This is a genomic window from Bradyrhizobium sp. 6(2017) (assembly GCF_011058295.2).
Lineage (GTDB): Bacteria > Pseudomonadota > Alphaproteobacteria > Rhizobiales > Xanthobacteraceae > Bradyrhizobium > Bradyrhizobium septentrionale.
In genome coordinates this window covers 7188119-7206568 of record NZ_CP049289.2, presented here as the reverse complement: position 1 = coordinate 7206568, position 18450 = coordinate 7188119, and the positions used below count along the sequence as shown (strand labels likewise).

At 63.9% G+C, this 18450-nt stretch carries 24 protein-coding genes; all 24 read left to right on the top strand.

The window, feature by feature from the left end:
• The first annotated feature begins 9 nt into the window (after positions 1–9).
• Positions 10–1509: a terminase large subunit gene (locus G6P99_RS34240; RefSeq protein ID WP_224496649.1), complete on the top strand. Its 1500-nt coding sequence runs from the start codon at positions 10–12 to the stop codon at positions 1507–1509.
• A complete protein-coding gene (locus tag G6P99_RS34235) occupies positions 1506–1817 on the top strand; it encodes an HNH endonuclease (RefSeq protein ID WP_165125125.1) in 312 nt (103 codons plus the stop codon). The genes G6P99_RS34240 and G6P99_RS34235 overlap by 4 nt, the downstream gene beginning before the upstream one ends.
• Before the next feature lie 13 nt (positions 1818–1830).
• Positions 1831–1956 (top strand): hypothetical protein, encoded by a 126-nt coding sequence (locus G6P99_RS34230; RefSeq protein ID WP_256434713.1) that lies wholly within the window; start codon positions 1831–1833, stop codon positions 1954–1956.
• Positions 1896–2174: a hypothetical protein gene (locus tag G6P99_RS34225; protein ID WP_165125123.1), complete on the top strand. Its 279-nt coding sequence runs from the start codon at positions 1896–1898 to the stop codon at positions 2172–2174. Before G6P99_RS34230 ends, G6P99_RS34225 begins: the two co-directional genes overlap by 61 nt.
• A 63-nt stretch (positions 2175–2237) precedes the next feature.
• A complete protein-coding gene (locus tag G6P99_RS34220; RefSeq protein WP_165125121.1) occupies positions 2238–4337 on the top strand; it encodes a phage major capsid protein in 2100 nt (699 codons plus the stop codon).
• A gap of 32 nt (positions 4338–4369) precedes the next feature.
• Positions 4370–4717 (top strand): hypothetical protein, encoded by a 348-nt coding sequence (locus G6P99_RS34215; protein WP_029085673.1) that lies wholly within the window; start codon positions 4370–4372, stop codon positions 4715–4717.
• Entirely contained in the window at positions 4714–6168 is a 1455-nt protein-coding gene (locus G6P99_RS34210) for a phage portal protein (RefSeq protein ID WP_051346909.1), read from the top strand. Before G6P99_RS34215 ends, G6P99_RS34210 begins: the two co-directional genes overlap by 4 nt.
• Positions 6095–7564 (top strand): hypothetical protein, encoded by a 1470-nt coding sequence (locus G6P99_RS34205; RefSeq protein ID WP_205751527.1) that lies wholly within the window; start codon positions 6095–6097, stop codon positions 7562–7564. Before G6P99_RS34210 ends, G6P99_RS34205 begins: the two co-directional genes overlap by 74 nt.
• Positions 7564–8208 (top strand): phage head-tail connector protein, encoded by a 645-nt coding sequence (locus tag G6P99_RS34200; RefSeq protein WP_029085674.1) that lies wholly within the window; start codon positions 7564–7566, stop codon positions 8206–8208. The genes G6P99_RS34205 and G6P99_RS34200 overlap by 1 nt, the downstream gene beginning before the upstream one ends.
• A complete protein-coding gene (locus G6P99_RS34195; protein ID WP_029085675.1) occupies positions 8201–8569 on the top strand; it encodes a hypothetical protein in 369 nt (122 codons plus the stop codon). Before G6P99_RS34200 ends, G6P99_RS34195 begins: the two co-directional genes overlap by 8 nt.
• Positions 8560–8916, top strand: a complete 357-nt coding sequence (locus tag G6P99_RS34190; protein WP_029085676.1) for a head-tail joining protein — start codon at positions 8560–8562, stop codon at positions 8914–8916. Before G6P99_RS34195 ends, G6P99_RS34190 begins: the two co-directional genes overlap by 10 nt.
• Before the next feature lies 1 nt (position 8917).
• Positions 8918–9562: a hypothetical protein gene (locus tag G6P99_RS34185; protein ID WP_029085677.1), complete on the top strand. Its 645-nt coding sequence runs from the start codon at positions 8918–8920 to the stop codon at positions 9560–9562.
• Entirely contained in the window at positions 9559–9876 is a 318-nt protein-coding gene (locus tag G6P99_RS34180) for a hypothetical protein (protein ID WP_156929196.1), read from the top strand. Before G6P99_RS34185 ends, G6P99_RS34180 begins: the two co-directional genes overlap by 4 nt.
• Before the next feature lie 25 nt (positions 9877–9901).
• On the top strand, positions 9902–11062 hold the full coding sequence (locus G6P99_RS34175) for a phage tail sheath subtilisin-like domain-containing protein (RefSeq protein ID WP_165125119.1): 1161 nt from the start codon (positions 9902–9904) through the stop codon (positions 11060–11062).
• A gap of 6 nt (positions 11063–11068) precedes the next feature.
• The gene (locus tag G6P99_RS34170; RefSeq protein ID WP_165125117.1) at positions 11069–11470 is read left to right on the top strand and encodes a phage tail sheath C-terminal domain-containing protein; all 402 of its coding nucleotides are present in this window, start codon (positions 11069–11071) and stop codon (positions 11468–11470) included.
• Positions 11471–11502: 32 nt separating this feature from the next.
• Positions 11503–11868 (top strand): phage tail tube protein, encoded by a 366-nt coding sequence (locus G6P99_RS34165; RefSeq protein ID WP_051346911.1) that lies wholly within the window; start codon positions 11503–11505, stop codon positions 11866–11868.
• Positions 11869–11894: 26 nt separating this feature from the next.
• The gene (locus G6P99_RS34160) at positions 11895–12299 is read left to right on the top strand and encodes a phage tail assembly protein (RefSeq protein WP_165125115.1); all 405 of its coding nucleotides are present in this window, start codon (positions 11895–11897) and stop codon (positions 12297–12299) included.
• Positions 12269–12463 carry a hypothetical protein gene (locus tag G6P99_RS34155; protein WP_165125113.1) on the top strand — a complete coding sequence of 65 codons (195 nt, stop codon included), beginning with the start codon at positions 12269–12271 and terminating at the stop codon, positions 12461–12463. The genes G6P99_RS34160 and G6P99_RS34155 overlap by 31 nt, the downstream gene beginning before the upstream one ends.
• Complete coding sequence (locus tag G6P99_RS34150) at positions 12463–14862, top strand: N-acetylmuramoyl-L-alanine amidase (RefSeq protein ID WP_165125111.1); 2400 nt, start codon at positions 12463–12465, stop codon at positions 14860–14862. Before G6P99_RS34155 ends, G6P99_RS34150 begins: the two co-directional genes overlap by 1 nt.
• Positions 14859–15410, top strand: a complete 552-nt coding sequence (locus tag G6P99_RS34145) for a DNA circularization N-terminal domain-containing protein (RefSeq protein ID WP_029085680.1) — start codon at positions 14859–14861, stop codon at positions 15408–15410. The genes G6P99_RS34150 and G6P99_RS34145 overlap by 4 nt, the downstream gene beginning before the upstream one ends.
• Positions 15407–16075 carry a hypothetical protein gene (locus G6P99_RS34140; RefSeq protein ID WP_029085681.1) on the top strand — a complete coding sequence of 223 codons (669 nt, stop codon included), beginning with the start codon at positions 15407–15409 and terminating at the stop codon, positions 16073–16075. Before G6P99_RS34145 ends, G6P99_RS34140 begins: the two co-directional genes overlap by 4 nt.
• Positions 16076–16080: 5 nt before the next feature.
• Positions 16081–17151, top strand: a complete 1071-nt coding sequence (locus G6P99_RS34135; protein WP_029085682.1) for a phage baseplate assembly protein — start codon at positions 16081–16083, stop codon at positions 17149–17151.
• Positions 17152–17162: 11 nt separating this feature from the next.
• A complete protein-coding gene (locus G6P99_RS34130; protein WP_029085683.1) occupies positions 17163–17927 on the top strand; it encodes a phage baseplate assembly protein domain-containing protein in 765 nt (254 codons plus the stop codon).
• A gap of 3 nt (positions 17928–17930) precedes the next feature.
• A complete protein-coding gene (locus tag G6P99_RS34125; RefSeq protein ID WP_051346913.1) occupies positions 17931–18449 on the top strand; it encodes a phage GP46 family protein in 519 nt (172 codons plus the stop codon).
• Position 18450 lies beyond the last annotated feature (1 nt).

Below are 18450 nucleotides of genomic sequence, written 5' to 3'. Positions count from 1 at the left end.
AAACTTACCGTGCCCTCGGGCAAGGGCCAAGGCGAGCCCTTCAAGCTGGAGCCGTTCCAGAAGCTGTTCATCCGCGCCGTCTATGAACCCCAGCTGAAGCTGCGGCGCGTAGTGCGGCGCGCGATCCTCTCGATGGCGCGCAAGAATGGCAAGACCGCGCTGATCGCGGCCATCGTGCTCGCGCATCTGGTCGGCCCCGAGGCTATCGTCCACGGCGAAATTTATTCCGCCGCGAATGATCGGGATCAGGCCGCCATCGTCTACAAATTTGCGCGCCAGATGGTCGATCTCGATCCCGAGCTGGGCCAGATGATCGAGCTGGTGCCCTCGACCAAGACCATGATCGCGCGGCGCACCGGCTCGGTCTATCGCGCGATCTCTGCCGAGGCTGGCACCAAGCACGGCTATCTGCCGAGCCTCGTGATCTATGACGAGCTGGCCCAGGCGAAGAACCGCGACCTCTATGACGTGCTCGATACTTCCTTCGGCGCTCGCGATGAGCCGCTGTTCATCGTGATCTCGACGCAGAGCAACGATCCCGAGCACATCATGTCGAAGTTGATCGACGATGGAATCTCGGGCGTCGATCCGGCCATCGTCTGCCATCTCTACGCCGCCGATGAGGAGTGCGAGCTGGGCGACGAGAAGCAATGGCACAAGGCGAATCCGGCACTCGCCAAATTCCGCGACTATGAGGACCTTGCGACATCGATCCGCAAGGCGATCAGAATGCCCGCCGAGGAGCCGAAGGTTCGCAACCTTTTCCTGAATCAGCGCGTCTCGCCGCACGCCTCGCTGATCAGCCGCGCCGAATGGAAGGCCTGCGCGGGCGAGAGCAAGCTGCAGGATGGCGAGGAAGTCTATCTCTCGCTCGATCTGTCGAGCACCGTCGATCTCACCGCGCTGATGATCGGCTCGGTCAGCGATCCCTGCCGCATCGAGCCACATTTCTGGAAGCCGCGCGACAAGCTGATCGAACATTCAAGCCGCGACTTCGGCTCGGGCTCGCATCGCTACCGCGAGTGGGCCGAAGCTGGCCGCCTGCATGACAGCCCCGGCAAGACGATCAACCCCGAAGCGGTCGCGCTCTTCATCGCTGAGATGTCGCAGCGCTATCGCATCAAGGGCATGGCCTATGATCGCTGGCACATGGATTACATCCTGCGCGAGTTCGACCGCATCGGGCTGCAGGCTTACGAGGACTGCGAAAAAGGCGGCGACGGCCTGCGGCTGGTGCCTTGGGGCCAAGGCTACAGGGATATGGGCCCCGCTATCGATGCGTTGGAGCTGGCCGTGATCGAGCGCCAGCTGATCCATCCGAACAATCCGGTGCTGAACTGGAACATGGCAAACGCGGTCGCCACCAGCGATCCCGCTGGCAATCGCAAGCTGGACAAGGACAAGGCGCGGTTTCGGATCGACGGCGCGGTAGCGCTCTCGATGCTGCTCGGGCTGCGCGCGAGAGATCGCAACATCAAGCCAGTCGATATCGAGGCGCTGATCGGATGAGCCGCGAGAGCTGGAAACATTTCTACGACACCGCTTTCTGGCAGCGCCGCCGCAGGCAGCAGCTGCTCGCGCATCCGCTGTGCAAGTTCTGCGCGGCAGACGGCATCGTCACGGCGGCCACGCATGTCGATCACGTCAAGCCGCATCGCGGAAGCTGGAATCTGTTCTGCCTGGGCGAGCTGCAGAGTCTCTGCTCGCCCTGCCATAGCTCGACCAAGCAGCAGATCGAGGCGCGCGGCTTCGACATCGCAGTCGATGCCGATGGCTGGCCGACCGATCCGAACCATCCCGCCAATCGCCACCGCTGAAAAGGAGACCGCTATGCCGCTGCAAGTCATCGACGGCCCGACCATTGCCGAAGGCGAAGCGCTTTCCGATGGCGTGGATTGCTCCGCTGGCGAGATCGTCCGCATCACCGTGCCGCAGGAGTCACGCCTGCGAATCTGACGCTGCAGGCCTCCAGCGACGGCAATCTTTACAACGATCTCTACGGTGCCAACGGCGAGGAGATCACCATCGTCGCAAGGCCGAACAGCACCATCATCATCCACGAGAACTGGGCCCGCGCCATCGCTTGGCTGAAGCTGCGCTCGGGCACGCGCGCCCATCCAATCGATCAGAAGACCGAGACCAAGTTCGCCATCGCGGTCGAAACAGCGGCCTAGCCGCTCCTCATCCTTCGCACCCCATCGATCCAACCAACCTGCAGCCTGCGGGAGGGCCGAGCCATGCTGAAGCGCAACCAGAACCTGACGCGGCAGGACATCGAGCCCGACGACGACGAGTCCTATGAGGACTTCATGGATCGCTGCTCGGACGAGATCGGCGACGAGGATGTCTGTCAGATCATCTGGGACAACCGCGCCGCCGAGGGCATCCGCTTCAAGACCACCGCCGCCAAGGTCAACGGTCTCGAGTTCGTGCTCTCTGATGAGACGCCCGACCGCATGGACGATGTCATCATGTCGGACGGCTGGGACCTGTCGAACTTCAAGAAAAATCCGATTGCGCTGTTCGGCCATCAAAGCAGCTTCCCGATTGGCAAGTGGAAAAATGTCCGCGTCGTGGACAAGCAGCTGCGCGGCACTCTGGAGCTGGCCCCGGATGGCACCTCGGATCGCATCGATGAGATCAGACGGCTGATCGAGGCCGACATCCTGCGCGCCGTCTCGGTCGGCTTCAGGCCGAAGGAGAGCAAGCCGCGCGCCGAATCCGACTACGGAGTTTTCTTCACCAAGAGCGAGCTGGTCGAGACCAGCGTCGTCTCGGTGCCCGCGAATCCGAATGCGCTCGCGGTCGCCAAGGCTCTGAAAATTTCCCCCGCAACAATCGATCTCGTCTTCGCCGGGAAAGGCGCAACGGACGGCATCAAGCGGCGCGGGATCACTGGCGGGCAAGCCGACAATTCATCGACTGGTAGAAAGGGCACGACAATGTCGTTTGCTCAAAGGATTATCGCTGCCGAACAGCGCGTCAACGCGCTGCGCGATCAGCTTGCTGCACATTGGGAAAAGACCGACGAGACCAATGTCAGCGACGATCAGCTGAAGATCGCCACTGACCTCAATGAGAAGATCGAGCGGGAAGAGAAAACGCTCGAAGCCCTGCGCGGTACCGAGAAGAGCCTCGGCCAACAGTCCGACGATGGCCGCACTGTCGTACTGTCGCGCGGCGCAACGGCGGCGACGACGCATCAGCCCGCGAGGCCGTTCAACCTTCCGAAAAAGAAGGTCGAGCCGATTGAGCTGCTGGTGCGCGCTGGCACCGTGCAGCTGTTCGCTCACATCCATCGCAAGCCTGTCGATGCCATGATGCGCGAAATTTACGGCGACGACGAGCAGACGCGCGCCGTGCTCGATTGGGCAACCCGCGCGGCAACGGCTCCTGCCATGACCACGGTCACCGGCTGGGCCGCCGAGCTGCTGCAGCAGATCGTTACCGACTTCATGCAGACGCTGATGCCGAAGTCGGTCTTCCCGCGTCTGTCCTCGCTCGGGCTCTCGCTGGAGTTCGGCCGCAACGGCAGGATCATCATTCCGACCCGCTCGCTGACGCCGACCATCGCTGGCTCGTTCGTCGGCGAAGGCATGCCGATCCCGGTTCGTCAGGGCGCATTCACGTCGCAGACCCTGACGCCCAAGAAGATGGCGGTCATCACCACTTGGACCAAGGAGATCGATGAGCACTCCGTGCCCGCCATCGAAGGCCTGCTGCGCGATGCGATCTCGCAGGACACCGCGATCTCGCTCGATAGCATCCTGCTCGACACCAACCCGGCGACGTTGATCCGGCCGCCCGGTATCCTGAACGGCATCACCCCGCTGACGCCTACTGCAGGCGGCGGCTTCGGTGCGCTGGTCGGCGACATCAAGCAGCTCACTGGTGCCTTGCTCACTGGCACCAAGGGCAACGTGCGCAATCCGGCTTGGCTGATGAACCCGCAGCAGGTCAACAGCATCTCGCTGACGGCGGCTCCGGGCGTCGGTGCCTTCCCGTTCCGCGAGGAAGTCAGCCGAGGCCAGCTCGGCGGCTGGCCGATCATCGATTCCGGCACCGTGCCGCTCGGTGAGGTGGTCGTGATCGATGCCGCAGACTTCGTTGCGGTCGGTGGCGAAGCCCCGCGCTTCGAGATCAGCGATCAAGCCACGCTGCACTTGGAAGACACCGCGCCCGCCGACATCGTCAGTGGCGCTGCGCCTGGCACCCCTGCAACCCCGGTCAAGTCGCTCTGGCAGACCGACAGCCTCGCGCTGCGGCTGATCCTGCCGATCAACTGGACCATCCGCCGCCCCGGCGTCGTCGCTGTCGTCAGCGGCGTCACTTGGTAAGCGGTCCACTCTCTCGAAAGGAGACCTCAGACATGACCGACACCGACAAGGTCGAAGCCACCAAGAAGCGGCTCGCTGACGAGAAGGCGGCCCGCGAAAAGAAGCAGGCCGAGCAACGCGAGGCGATGGCCAATGCAAAGCCGACGCCGACGCAGGAGGAGAATGACCTCGCGGCAGAGGGCGAGCATCTCGACGAGCACGAGCCGGATGGATCGCCGCCCGATCCGAATGCGCCGCCGCCCGGTCAGCCGTCGCCGCATCACCAGACCCGCGTGACCAAGCCGTCGCCGCAACCTGCTCAGCGCGGCGACTACTCGACGCGGACATCGGCCCCGGCACCTGCCGGGAAACATGACACGGCGGGTGCGAAGCACGAATGACCGAGACCGCCGCCAAGCCTCGCGTGCGAATCAAGGCAGGACGCAGCACTGCGCTTGTGTCCAAAGCCGAAGGCGAAGCGCATGCGGGGCCGTGGTTTCTTCCTGTCACCGGAGGATGGTTGCCAGCCGATGTCGGCAACTCCATCAACTGGTGGCAGAACGGCTATGATGTTCTGTCGCTGTCGTCGCAATCGGCAATGGTCGAGGCCTGCGTCTCGGCCTATGCGCAAACGGTCGCGATGTGCCCCGGCGATCATTGGCGGCTCAATGCGAAAAACGGGCGGGACCGGATCACCAATTCGGCCCTGTCCCGTATCCTGCGCCATCCCAACGACTATCAATCGATCAGCGACTTCCTGCTGAACGGCACGCGCTCGCTCTATCTCGACGGCAATGCCTATGCGCTGGCGCTGCGCAATGACCGCTATGAGATCAACGAGCTGCATCTGATGAACCCGCGCCTGTCCTATCCACGGCTGGCGACGACCGGCGATATTTTCTATCAGCTCGGCGGCAATGACATCATCAGCAGGCGGCTCGGCGAAGAGGCGCTGATCGTGCCAGCGCGCGACGTGCTGCACATCCGGCTGCACACCCAGCGCCAGCGCTTCCCGACTCCGCTGGTCGGCGAGTCGCCGATTGTCGCGGCCTATAGCGATGTCGGCATGGGCGCGGCCATCGCGCAGCAGCAACTCAGGTTCTACATGAACGAGGCGCGGCCCTCGGCGGTGCTCTCGACCGATCTGGTGCTCGACAAGGATCAGGTCCAGGCGCTGCGCGACCGCTGGAACGAGCAGGCGCGAGGGCTGCATCAGGGCGGCACGCCGATCCTGACCGCAGGCCTGAAGGTGCAGCCATGGGCGCAGGGCGGCAAGGATGCTGCGACTGCCGACATGCTGAAGCTGTCGAATGAGCACATCGCGCTCGCCTTCCGCATTCCGCTGCAGGTGCTCGGCATCGGCGGCAACAACCTTTCATCGACCGAGCTGCTGATGCAGAGCTGGATCGCGTCCGGCCTCGGCTTCGCGCTCAACCACATCGAGGAATCCATCGGGCTGCTGTTCGGTCTCAAAGGCCAGCCCGACGAGTATGTCGAGTTCGATACGGCGGCGCTGCTGCGCTCGGCGTTGAAAGACCGCATCGAAGCGCTGGCGCGTGGTGTTCAGGGCGGCATCTATGCGCCCAATGAAGCCCGTCAGACCGAGGGCCTCGATGCCGTCAAATTTGGCGACGAGCCGCGCGTGCAGCAGCAAGTCGTTCCGCTCAGTGCCGTTGACAAGATTCCGGCAGCTCCAGCTCCACCAGCCGCACCGCCCGCTGCTGCTGCTGCCGCGAATGACGATGCCAAGCCACCGCCTCCAGAAAAGGGCGACCGCGATGCAATCCAACGGGAAGTCCGAAGCCTCATTGCCAGTGCCGACCGGATCGGACGCCGCCGACTTTCTTCTTGAGGCGTGGCGCGAGGCACTGGCCGATGTGCTCGACAAGCAGCGCGAGCAATGGCAGCGCGAGCGCCAGCTGATCGAGGCGCAGAGCGAGGCCGCGATCCTGAAGCTGCGCGGCGAAGTGATCGAGCTGCGCCAGCTGGTGATGACCTATGCGCGCGAGCAGCTCACCGCCCTGCAGCAGCAGGTCAGCGACCGGCTGGCCGAGCTGAAGGACGGCGCAGATGGCCGCGATGGTGATCCGGGCCTGCAGGGCCTGCAGGGCCTTCAGGGCGAGCGTGGCGAGCGCGGGGATACTGGCGAGCGCGGAGAGATCGGGCCCATGGGCGAGCGCGGAGAGCGCGGCGAGCAGGGCCCGCAAGGGGAGCGGGGCGACAACGGAGAGCGAGGCCAAGATGGCAAGCAAGGCGAAAAAGGCGAAGCGGGCGAGCAAGGCCAGTCGGGCCCTGCAGGCGATCAGGGTGTCCCCGGTGAAAAGGGCGAAACCGGCGAGCGCGGCGAAAAAGGCGAAGCGGGCGAGCAAGGCCAGCCGGGCCCTGCAGGCGATCAGGGTGTCCCCGGTGAAAAGGGCGAAACCGGCGAGCGCGGCGAAAAAGGCGAAGCGGGCGAGCAAGGCCAGTCGGGCCCTGCAGGCGATCAGGGTGTCCCCGGTGAAAAGGGCGAAACCGGCGAGCGCGGCGAAAAAGGCGAAGCGGGCGAGCAAGGCCAGTCGGGCCCTGCAGGCGATCAGGGTGTCCCCGGTGAAAAGGGCGAAACCGGCGAGCGCGGCGAAAAAGGCGAAGCGGGCGAGCAAGGCCAGTCGGGCCCTGCAGGCGATCAGGGTGTCCCCGGTGAAAAAGGCGAAACCGGCGAGCGCGGCGAAGCGGGCCCGCCCGGTGAGAAGGGCGCACCGGGGCAGTTGAAGACGGCGCGAGCCTATGAAGACGGTTCGGTCCATTACGATGGCGATCTCGTCCTGCATCAGGGCTCGACCTATCAGGCTCGATGCGACACCGCGAAAGCGCCGCCGCACGAGGACTGGCAGCTGATCGCCGCCAAGGGACGCGATGCAGTGATGCCGAAAATTCTCGGCACCTACCGCGAGGGAGAGAACTATTCGTTCCTCAACATCGTAGCCCTTGGCGGCTCCAGCTTCATCGCACGCAGCGATGATCCGGGGCCGTGCCCCGGCGAAGGCTGGCAGCTGATCGCCAGCGCTGGCCGCCCCGGCAAGCAGGGCCCGCCCGGTGCGCGTGGCGAAGCGGGAGCGCGCGGCGAGCGCGGCCTGCCTGCGCCCTCGATCATCGGCTGGACAATCGACCGCGAGGCCTACACCGCAACGCCGATCCTGTCGGACACCAGCGAGGCCGCACCGCTGCAGTTGCGCGAGCTGTTCGTGCAATTCCAGGACGAGGCGAGCTGATGGCCGACATCTGGGTCAAGGTGATCACCGAGGCCGAGAGCTACGATCTGCTGACGCTCGACGAGCTGAAGCTAATGCTGAACATCAATCCCAGCGACACCAGCGAGGACGCCGCGCTGCAGCAGGACATCGAGCACTACAGCGATGTGGTCGCGACGATGTGCAATCGGGTCTTCGGCTTCGAGAAGGTCGCCGAGACATGGCGCGGCGACTCGATGCCATTCGATTGTCCCCGGCTTTTCCTCACGCATTACCCGGTCGCCGATGGCGATGTGACGACCGTGGAATCGCCGCGCGGTGCGCTGGTCGATCCGACCGCTTATGAGATCGAGAACCGATCCGGCACGATGCGGATCGATGGCGCGTGGTCGGAGCCGATCACCGTCACCTATAGCGGCGGCTACAATCTGCCCGACGAAGCCCCACCCGCGCTGAAGCAGGCGACCGCGCTGCTGATCCAGGCGGCGCGCATGCAGCGGGTCCGTGCAGCTGTCGCCGGGATCAAATCGATCACGCACCGCGAGTCGCGCGTGCAGTTCATGGATACCAACAAGGCCCTGACCAGCGGCGTGATGGGGATGCTCGGCGATGCCGCCGAGACCGTCAACGCGCTGCTCTACAAATATATGCGCTTCTATGTTTGAGGTCAGGATCGAGGGCGTCGATCAGCTGCTGGCCAAGCTGAACAAGTACAGCGCGCAGATCACCGAGCTGCACACCAGCATGCCGCAGGAGCTGGAGAACTGGCAGCGCGAGGACATGAAGCGCCAGTATCCGAATATGCAGGTCGATGCAGGCAGCGACCAGACTGTCGCAGCCACCTCGATCTGGCCGCGCTCGCGCACTGATGTCAGGCAGCGGCGGCATCAGGCACCGCAGCAGCATCGGCCCAAGCAGGCGGGCCCGGTGGTGCGCAGCAATCGCCCGATCCTGCGGGCCTCGCTGTTCGATCAGCTCGTTGAGCGAATGAAAAGGCTGCTCGCTGGGGCAACCAAATGGCCGTGAATCTCGATGTGCTGCTGCAGGGGCCGATCTTCGACTTCTGGGCGGTGCCTGTCGTGTTCAAGCCGATCAAGTCGCAGCCGGGGCAGCCTGACTACACGCGGCGCGGCATCCTCAATACCTACAGCCTCGATGTCGCTGGCCTCGATGGGCAACTCTATTCCGACCAGCGCACGATCCTCGATATCCGCGAGAGCGAGTTCAGCGTGCTGCCGCAGCAGGACGATCATCTGGTGATCCCCAAGGACTGCAACAACGTGCCGCGCGGCGAATACCAGATCACCGATGCATCGAGCGATGGCGGCGGCCAGACCATGCTGACCATCCGAAAGTTCGAAACGATCATGTGACATGGGCCTCACCGACACGCAGTCCTACTCGCTGGTGATTCGCGACGGGCTGTTCGATGCGGTGAGCACCGATCCGTTCTTCGCCAGCTACACCGCGCGCAAGACCAAGATGCTGAGCGTGCAGCATCAGTTGCTGCCGTACCTGGGCGTCTACATCATCGAGGAGCAGATGCTGCCGGATGGTGATGGCAACGCGGGACATATCCGCTTCAGCCATACGCTGCGCATCGGCTTCTCGGTGGTGGTCGCGAATAACGATCAGGTTGCCGCCGAGGCGCAGATCGATGCGGCTTGGTGGAGGATCATGAACCGGCTTTGGCCGGATCAGAAGCTGATGAACGTGGTGCTCAGCAGCCTGCCTGACAACACCATGATCGAGAGCCTGCCACGCGGCGTGCGCCGCCATGTCTTCGGAGCCGCTGGCCTCAATAACGAAACGCCGGTCGCCGAGCTGCAATACGACGTTTCAATTTTCTTCCGCAGCGGCTGGCCGCCGATCATCACCGACGATCTCAACACCATCGATGTGGTCACCGGCATCAAGCCCGGTGACTCGCAGGCCGACATGGATCAGCGCCAGCAGATTCACGTCCAGTACCAGTTCGATCAACTTCGCAAGGCCATGAAGAGGGAGACAAAGCAATGAGGGTTATGAGCAAGGTCGCGCTTCGCGGAAAGCGCCAGAACGAGCGCGTGCAGATGATCGCCGAAACCGTCGCTCCCGGCATCCGCGTCTCACCGGCCAAGGAAGAATACCGCGCGGTGCTGAAGCATCCCAAGGGCGGCGGCTTCCCTGCCGAGGGCGGCAAGGTCTGGCCGAATGATCGCTTCACCAAGCGCAGGCTGGCCGATGGCTCGATCACGCGCGACGAGCCCGCCGAGCAAGAGCAATCGAAACCGCAAGAGCGCCGCAGACCGCAGCACGGCGCACGCCCCGAGGGCGGCAACGACGCTGCGTAACCAGGCGCGATCATAGGAGGACGCTATGCCGATTAGCTTTGCCAACATCCCCGCCAATATCAAGGTGCCGCTCTACTGGGTCGAAGTCGATCCGTCGATGGCAGGCCTGCCGACCATCAATCTGCGGGCGCTGCTGGTCGGCATGAAAGTCGCCGCAGGCAATGCCACCGAGGACATCGCGATTCCGATTGGCAGCCAGGCGCAGGCCGATCAGGCTTTCGGTGAAGGCTCTGAGCTGGCGCGAATGTTCAAGGCGTTCTTCGCCAACAACTTCGCTAACGAGGTCTGGGGCTTGCCGGTCGCCGAGCCGGTCGGCGCGGCAGCTGCCACTGGCGACGTCACGATCACCACCGTGCCGACTGCTGCTGGCACCATCCATCTGTACATCGCGGGCGAGCATGTTCCGGTGCAGGTCTCGACCACTGACACCATCCCCGAGATCGCCGACGCCATCGCCGCTGCGATCAATGCGGACGTGGCGCTTCCTGTCACTGCTGCATCCGTCACTGGCGCGGTCACCATCACCTCGGTGTTCAAGAGCGTCAACGCCAACGACATCAGCGTCTCGCTGAACTACTACGGCAGCCGAGGCGGCGAGCAGACTCCCATCGGGCTCGGCATCGATCTGCCTTCGACCGCATTCCTGACTGGCGGCACCGGAGCGCCTGACTTCGACAACGCGATCATCAACCTCGGCGAAGAGCCGTTCGAATATGTCGCAATGCCGTACACCGACAGCAACTCGCTGTTCGCGTGGGATCAGGAATATGGTTTCACCGATCAGGGCCGCTGGGGCTGGCAGCGCGAGTTGTTCGGCCATGTCTTCTCGGCCAAGCGCGGCACCTATGCCGATCTCGTGCTGTTCGGCGACCAGTACAACAGCGGCGTCGAGTCGGTGATGGCGCTGGAAGTCGCTTCGCCCTCGCCTTCATTCGAGTGGGCGGCGGCCTATGCTGCGAAGGCGCAGCGAGCCCTGATCAACGATCCGGCGCGTCCGCTGCAGGCGCTGACGCTGAACCAGATCAAGGCCGCGCCGATCCACGAGCGGTTCGACTTCGTTGAGCTGAACTCGCTGGCATCCAATGGCCTCGCCATCGCAAAGATCGGTGCCGACAACCAGCCGATGATCGCGCGAGAGCAGACCACGTATCAGACCAACCTCTACGGCCAGCCCGATGATGCCTAAGAGCTGGTGACGACGCTCGCGACACTGGCGAAGCTGCTGCGCAATCAGAAGCACGCCATCACGTCGAAATTCCCGCGCCACAAGCTGGCTGATGACGGCACCAAGTTCGGCGCAGGTCAGGCCATCGTCACTCCCGGCATCATCAAGGCCGAGCTGGTCTCCGAGTATCAGCAGGATATGTATGTCGGCCTTGTCGAGAACCTCGCGGCCTTCAAGCAGCACCTGATCGTTGAGCGCGACCCCAACGATCCGAACCGCGTCAACGTCCTGTATCCGCCTGACCTGATCAACCAGCTGCGCATCTTCGCGGTGCTGGCGCAGTTCAGGCTGCAGTACGACCGAGGCATCGACAGCCAGATCATCGGCCAGCCGTCGCCGCCGTTCAACGCCGCGTCGGGCGCTTCCTGATCTCACCCCGCAACTCCAGAGGAGACTGAACAATGGCACAAAGAATCGCGGGCATCGCCTTCCTGACCGTCGATGGCGATCAGCTGGCGCTGCGCGGCAACTTCACGGTCAGCCCGTCGCCCGTCGAGCGCACCATGATCGCGGGACAGGACGGCGTGCATGGCTATCAGGAGCTGCCGCGCGTGCCGTACATCGAGGGCGATCTGTCAACCGTCCCCGGCCTGTCGCTGGAGACGCTGCTCGCCGAGACCGATGTCACGGTGGTCGCGCAGCTTGCCAACCGCATGCAGTACGTGCTCACCAGCGCGACCTGCAAGGGCGGCTTCGAGAACAACACCCGAGATGGTCAGGTCCGCGTGCGCTGGGAAGGCCTGACGTGTGAGGAGATGGCCCTGTGAACGTCAAGCCGAGACATGAGGGCTTCGTGGACGACAAGCCCGAGCCCGAGATCATCCCGCCGAGCGGCACCAAGCGGGCGGTGCCGCCGCCCGAGATCGAGCCGTCCCCGGATGAAGTGGGGCCGCTGGAGCAGGATGAGTGGCCCATCATCGTCAAACTGATCTATAAGCCGATCCGCAACAATCGCGGTGAGGATGTCAGGGAAATCTCGCTGCGCGAGCCGCGAGCTGGTGACATCAACCGCTATGGCAATCCGATCCGCGTCAATCAAGACGGTGATGTGCTGATCGACGAGCGCAAGATGTCCTACATGATCGCAGCGCTGTCGGGAGTGCTGCCGCCGTTCATCGAGGAGATGGACCCGCGCGACTGGAACAGCTGCGCCTACCGGCTGCGGCGTTGTTTTCTTCCCGATCCAGCGGCCTGGTAGGCAGCGAGGAGGAGATCATCCTCGACTGCTACCGCCTGGCACGCTGGTATCACGTCAGCCCTGAAGTGTTTTTGTCGATGCCGCTGAGCGATGTCTGGTTGCACCTGCATCGCACCGCGCAGATTGACCGCGCGCAGCAGGCAGCAGCAGATGATGATGACTGATGGCCACTGAACAGGAAGAGCTGCGCCTAACAGTTACGCTGGCCGACAACGCTTCGGCTGGGCTGACGAAACTCAATGAAGAGGTCAAGCTGCTCGGCAGCGGCGCTGGTCAGCAGCATCTCGAAAAGTTCAAGCGCGAAACCGGCGAGCTGCAGCAAAAGATTAAGGGCCTCGGCAACGAGATCGGCGAGACCTTCAAGGGGCTCGGCATGCTACGCGGCGGGCTGGCCGCTGGCGCCGCGGGGCTCGCGCTGTTCGGCTTCGAGATCATGCGGCAGAGCAAGGCGCTGGTCGAATATGCCGAGAAGATCAGGACGCTGAACCAGCAGGCGAAACAGATCGGCGTGAGCCCCTCGCAATACAAGGATGTCATCGAGCAGCTGAAGGCCTTCGGCATCTCGGGCGAGACCGCCGCCAATTCGGTGAGCGCGGTGTCGGCGAAGATCGCGGACCTGCAGCGCCAAGGCAGTCAGCTGCGGCTGGAGCTGCTGAAGAACGCAGGGCCCGATGCGCAGTCGGTCGCCAACATGCAGGCCTATCTCGACCGCCTGACGCATGCGAAGGACATCACCACCCAGCTCAACATCATCCGCGAGGGGGGCGAGCAGGTCTATCGCAACGCCATCAGGGCGGGAGCCAGCGAGCAGGAAGCCGCCAACCGCCGCAACAATTTCTGGCAGCTGCAGGGCTACAACGCGCAGCTGGCTGCGGCTGGCGCGCTCACCAAGCTGAGCGCCGAGGAGCAGAAACTCGCCGATGCGCGACAGGCCAACGCGGTGGCGCTGGCCAACCAGTGGGGACAGGTCACCAAGAAGTACGACGATCTGGTCGAGTCGATGAAGCAGCCCTTCATCCCGTACCTGATCACCGCGCTGAAGCTGGCCGAGGGCGCGCTCGATTCCCTCACCAAGAAGATCACACAAGTGCAGGAGGAGCACCTGCTGCGGCCCGACAAGGCCAAGGAGAGCATTCAGGAAAAGTTCGACAAGTTCGGCATCGGCGGCGGCGGTGGCGGAAGGTCATTCGAGGATCGATGGAAAGATCGCGTCCCGCAGGAGCTGGAGAAGAACACCGAGGCCACCAAGCAGCTGACCGAGCTGCTGCGCGGCGGCGGCTACCAGCCGACCGGATTCGGTGGCGGCGCTGGCGGCGGCGGCATCATCCCTGCAGCCTACAGTCCGGGCGGCGGCGGGCCCTTTGGGCCGCGCGGTGGCGGCGGCATGGGCCGCCCCTTCGGCGGCGGCGGCTATGCCGACCTCGGCCGGAGCGCGCCCTATGGCAGCGATGTCGGTGCAGGCTCGGGCGCAGGCGCAGGATCGACACCAGCGCATGGCGGCGGCGGTGGCGGCACGCCGAACACCAAGGGACCGATCTCGCTCGGCAAGGGCGACGATCCGCGCGGGATGGAGCCCTATATCCGCGAGACCGCAAAGAAGTATGGCGTCGATCCCGATACAGCGGTTCGCGTGGCGAAGTCGGAAGGCCTGCGGACCTTCCTCGGTGATCGCGGCAAGTCCGGCGGTGCATTCCAGCTCTATACAGGCGGCGGGCTCGGCAACGAGTTTCAGAAAAAGACCGGCCTCGATCCGCTCGATCCGGCGAACGAGAAAGCGACCATCGACTACGCGCTGTCGAATGTGGGGAAGACCGGCTGGCGTCCGTACCACGGTGCAGCACGCGTCGGCGTCGGGCCGCGCGAGGGATTGCCGGGAGGTCCAGCACCGAACGGGCAGACCGCTGGCCCAGGTAGCGGCGCTGGCGCTGGCGACACACCAGCGGGCGATCTGCCGCCGAGAGTGAGCGCAGTCGGCGGCGGTGATCCTGCAGCCTTCATCACCCATCATACTGGCGGGCGCGGCAGCGTTGCGGGCGTGCAGAACACGCTGCGCCAGCGCGGCCTCGGCGTTCAGTATGTGATGGATCGCGAAGGCAACATCGTCCAGACCGGCAGCCCCGGCGCGTCGCACATGAGAACCGGCTGGGGCAAGGGTGCAGGCCTCTCGAACCGCAATGTCGTCGGCATGGAGATCATCGCCAAGGACGACAAGGATGTCACGCCGCAGCAGGCGCAGGCCTATGCGAAGTTTATGGCGTTGCGATATCCGAACACGCCGATCTTCGGACATGGCGAAGTCAATCCGGGCCACAAGGAAGCCGACGAAGGCTTGACCGCGAAGCGCGCCGCGCTGGCGGTTCGGGATCGCCAGCAGATCGACAAGACGCAGGCCGCATCCACCAAGGTCGAAGGCACCGGCAAGATCAGTGTCGATGTCAACGCGCCGAAGGGCACCAGCGTCGGCGCTGAAGGCGGCGGCCTGTTCAAGAATGTCGAGATCAATCGCCAGACGCAGATGGAGCCCGCGCGCCGAGGGCCGGGAATGGAGAGCCCGCCGATATGAGCAACATTTTCGATCTGCCCGCGCTGTGGCGGCAAAGCCTGATGCCCGCCTCGTTCAATGGCGCTCGCTTCCATTGCGAGGCCAACGGGCGCGAGAGCGGGCGCAGGATCGTGCAGCATCAGTTCCCGAAAAAGGACCTGCCCTATGCCGAGGACATGGGCCGAGCTGCGCGCGAGTTCAACGTGCGCGGCTACTGCATCGTGTTTCCCTACGACAGCGGCGACTCGCTCTATCAGCGCGACTACCGCCAGCCGCGCGATCAGCTGGTCAGGCAGTTGGAGGCCGAAGGTCCAGGCACGCTGCAGCTGCCGACGCAGGCCTCGCAGCTGGTGGTCTGCCCGCGCTATCGCCTGACCGAAGAGGAGCGCTTCGGCGGCTATTGCGTGATCGACATGACGTTCATGGAGTACGGGCTCGATCCGCAGACCTTTGCGCCAGCCGCCGCCACTGCCACCGCGATTGTGCAGACCAGCGAGGCGCTGCGATCTCAGGTGCTGCGCTCGCTGTCAGCTCTGCCGCTGCCGCCAGCGATTGGGCTCAACCGATGAAGCGGCTCGACGCCAATGAAGCCGCACCGATAGTTGACCGGATGCTGACCAATCTGCTTGGCACCGTGCCATCGCAGGGCCGCGCCGGATCAGAAGCCCGCACCGCCATCAGCGACACGCGGGCAAACGCTTACAAACTTTGCATCGATGACGCGCTGGGCCCGCCGCTCGATGAATGCTTCGAGCTGGCGCGGCAGGCTGGCGCGAAGGCGCAGCAGCTGGAGTATGTCCGCCAGCAGATCGAGGGCGAGGCCCCGGTAACGCTGGGCGGCGCGCTGGTGATGGACGCGGGCATCCGGCTTTGCCTCGCCGCGCAGTGCCGCATCATCGCCAGCATGACCTTTGTCAGCCGACAGGATGTCACCGCGATCAAGCAGCAGCTGCAGCAGCCGTTCCAGGACGCCGAGGAGATCGCCGCCGACGATATGGACCAGATGACTTTCCAGATGCTGGTGGCGCTGCATGGTGCCGTCACTCAGCATCTGGCAGCGACCGCGCGACCGCTGCCGCGCGTGGTCAACTTCAGATTTTACGAGCCGCTGCCGAGTCTGGTGATGGCTTACAAACTCTATGCCGACGCCTCGCGCAGCGATGAGCTGCGCGCCGAGAACAAGGTCGTGCATCCGGCTTTCTGCCAGCCGAGCGGCCAAGCGCTGTCGGCCTGATCATCATGCCGAAACCGCAAGAAGTCGCCGTTCTTGAAGTCAACGGCCAGAAGTTCGAAGACTGGGAATCGGTCTGGGTGCAGCACCGCTGGGCCGACAGCTTCACCTATTTCCGCTTCACTGCAGCCGAGCGCGACCCGATCATCAACAAGAAGGGCGGGCCCTTCCCGCTGATCGCAAAGCTGCAGTTCAAGCCGGGTGATCAATGCACCATCGATCTGGCTGGGCAGCGCGCGGTCAGCGGCTACATCGAGACGCGACAGGTCGCCTATGACGCGCACGCGCACGGCGTGATGCTGATCGGCAAGAGCGCCACCGCCTGGGCGGCGCGCTCAAGCGTTGATACCAAGACCGGCAACTTCGACAAGAAGAACATCGTGCAGGTGGCGCAGGAGGTGATCTCCTCCTATGGCGTCGGGCTGAAAGTGATCGGCTTGCCCGACATGACGCCGTTCGACAAGCTGCAGAACGAAAAGGGCGAGCTGGTCTGGGACTTCCTTGAACGCATCGCGCGACCTCGCGGCGTGGTGATGGGCTCGGATAGTCAGGGCAACTTCCTGCTGATCGGCGATCATTCCGGGGCTGTCGTGGCCCAGCTGGTGGAAGGCCAGAACATCAAATCATGCCAGTGCGTGATCACGCACGAGCATACCTATACCGAATATCGGGTCGATGGGCAGGCACCAGCCAGCGACGACAATTCAGGCACTGCCGCCAGCGAGCTGACCGGCAAGGTCGGCGGCTCATCCCCGGTGTTCAGCAAGCTGATCACTGCCGCCGAGCAGCCGGTGAAGACGCAGGCCGAGATACAGGCCCGCGCGAAGAACGAAAGCGTCTGGCATGAAGGCACCACGATTCAGGCAACCATCGTGGTGCAAGGCTGGCTGCGCGATGGCTCCAGCCTCTGGCGCGCAGGCGATGATGTCTTCGTCTACTCGCCGATGGCGATGCTGAACAACAATATGAAAATTCAGAACTGCACATTCACCCAGGACAACAATACCGGGACGCTGACCACGCTCGATCTGGTGAACCCCGAGCTGCTGCGAGATCGCGCGAACTTCAACCCCGGCTAGAGGAGCAGACTATGCACCGGGCCACGCCGCTTAATACTTCGATCCGCGCCTATACCGCAGGCGGGGCGCGCAGCGTCGTCGATAAGGTGGACGACACCAAGCTGATGCAGGAGATGGGCGGCAACTTTATGGCCAACGAGACCCGCTCCGAGATCGAGGCCGCGCAGAATTATGGTTTCACCAGCGTGGTGTTTGATGCCGAGAAGGGGCAGGACGGCAAGATCACCGCGAGCGCCGAGACCTTCATCGGATTCATGGGCGGCAACCGATCCTTCCCGGCATCGGGCCCGATGGATGATCGGCGGCATCGGCTCTACAAGCTGGACAAAGGCGACACCGCGATGTTTCGCGGGCGCGGCGACAAGCAGCAATTCCACATGACGCAGGATGGTGGATTCTGGAGCGCGCCGCAGAACAAGACCGTGCGCATGGCGCTGGTCGATCAGGACAGCGAAGGCAATTCCAGCCAGAGCAGCGGTGGCGCGGGCGTGCAGGCGCTCGATGGCAGCGCTGGCGGATCGCAGGGCGGCCAGCAAAAGCGCGGGCAGGAATCGCTCAAGAAGGACAACCAGAAGGCCAGCCGCTTTGTCGATGTCACCGCTGGAGCCACGCGCCTCGCGGGCAAGGAAGCGCACCTGATGCTCGATGACGGAAAAATCTATGTGCATGTCGTCGGCGGCGAGGTCTACCTCGGGGCCAAGAAAGGCGAAGCCACTTTCGGGCGCGTCGGCACCGACGCAGGACTCTCGGTCAACGTCTACGCCAAGGTCGGGTGAGCGATGAGCAGCGCCGCGAATGTCCCCGACATCCGGCTGGTCCAGAACAATATCTTTCCGAAATATTCCGTCACGCTGGACTGGCTGCTGCTGCCCGATGGCACGCTGGACGACTCGCAGGCGTTGGCGACAGCGGTCTGCGTTGCGCTCGGCACCAACGCGCTGGCCGCGCCTGATGATGTGCTGCCCGATCCTGACAGCAACGATCGCTGCGGCTGGTGGGGCGATCTCGACGCCGAGCTGATCTGGAACGGCTGGCCCATCGGCTCGAAGCTGTGGCTGCTGCGCCGCGCCAAGATCAACCCGGCATCGGCGCGCGAGGGCTCCACCGTGATGATGGTCGAGAACTACATTCGCGTCGCCATGCAGCCATTCGTGGATCGCAAGGTTTGCTCCAGCTTCGATGTCTGGGTGAACCGCGTGGACACGCAACGCATCGACGCACTGCTGAGAGTTTATCGAGGACCCGCGCAGCCGATTGATCTGCGTTACGAGGTGCTCTGGGACGCGATGGGGCCGTAGC

Bases quoted from the DNA above. Each gene is read 5' to 3' on its own strand.
- G6P99_RS34195 (WP_029085675.1), top strand. From the start codon at position 8,201: ATGTTTGAGGTCAGGATCGAGGGCGTCGATCAGCTGCTGGCCAAGCTG.
- G6P99_RS34210 (WP_051346909.1), top strand. From the start codon at position 4,714: ATGACCGAGACCGCCGCCAAGCCTCGCGTGCGAATCAAGGCAGGACGC.
- G6P99_RS34235 (WP_165125125.1), top strand. From the start codon at position 1,506: ATGAGCCGCGAGAGCTGGAAACATTTCTACGACACCGCTTTCTGGCAG.
- G6P99_RS34140 (WP_029085681.1), top strand. From the start codon at position 15,407: ATGAAGCGGCTCGACGCCAATGAAGCCGCACCGATAGTTGACCGGATG.
- G6P99_RS34150 (WP_165125111.1), top strand. From the start codon at position 12,463: ATGGCCACTGAACAGGAAGAGCTGCGCCTAACAGTTACGCTGGCCGAC.
- G6P99_RS34165 (WP_051346911.1), top strand. From the start codon at position 11,503: ATGGCACAAAGAATCGCGGGCATCGCCTTCCTGACCGTCGATGGCGAT.
- G6P99_RS34215 (WP_029085673.1), top strand. From the start codon at position 4,370: ATGACCGACACCGACAAGGTCGAAGCCACCAAGAAGCGGCTCGCTGAC.
- G6P99_RS34145 (WP_029085680.1), top strand. From the start codon at position 14,859: ATGAGCAACATTTTCGATCTGCCCGCGCTGTGGCGGCAAAGCCTGATG.
- G6P99_RS34135 (WP_029085682.1), top strand. From the start codon at position 16,081: ATGCCGAAACCGCAAGAAGTCGCCGTTCTTGAAGTCAACGGCCAGAAG.
- G6P99_RS34130 (WP_029085683.1), top strand. From the start codon at position 17,163: ATGCACCGGGCCACGCCGCTTAATACTTCGATCCGCGCCTATACCGCA.
- G6P99_RS34220 (WP_165125121.1), top strand. From the start codon at position 2,238: ATGCTGAAGCGCAACCAGAACCTGACGCGGCAGGACATCGAGCCCGAC.
- G6P99_RS34125 (WP_051346913.1), top strand. From the start codon at position 17,931: ATGAGCAGCGCCGCGAATGTCCCCGACATCCGGCTGGTCCAGAACAAT.
- G6P99_RS34190 (WP_029085676.1), top strand. From the start codon at position 8,560: ATGGCCGTGAATCTCGATGTGCTGCTGCAGGGGCCGATCTTCGACTTC.
- G6P99_RS34185 (WP_029085677.1), top strand. From the start codon at position 8,918: ATGGGCCTCACCGACACGCAGTCCTACTCGCTGGTGATTCGCGACGGG.
- G6P99_RS34180 (WP_156929196.1), top strand. From the start codon at position 9,559: ATGAGGGTTATGAGCAAGGTCGCGCTTCGCGGAAAGCGCCAGAACGAG.
- G6P99_RS34230 (WP_256434713.1), top strand. From the start codon at position 1,831: ATGCCGCTGCAAGTCATCGACGGCCCGACCATTGCCGAAGGCGAAGCG.
- G6P99_RS34205 (WP_205751527.1), top strand. From the start codon at position 6,095: ATGCAATCCAACGGGAAGTCCGAAGCCTCATTGCCAGTGCCGACCGGA.
- G6P99_RS34200 (WP_029085674.1), top strand. From the start codon at position 7,564: ATGGCCGACATCTGGGTCAAGGTGATCACCGAGGCCGAGAGCTACGAT.
- G6P99_RS34175 (WP_165125119.1), top strand. From the start codon at position 9,902: ATGCCGATTAGCTTTGCCAACATCCCCGCCAATATCAAGGTGCCGCTC.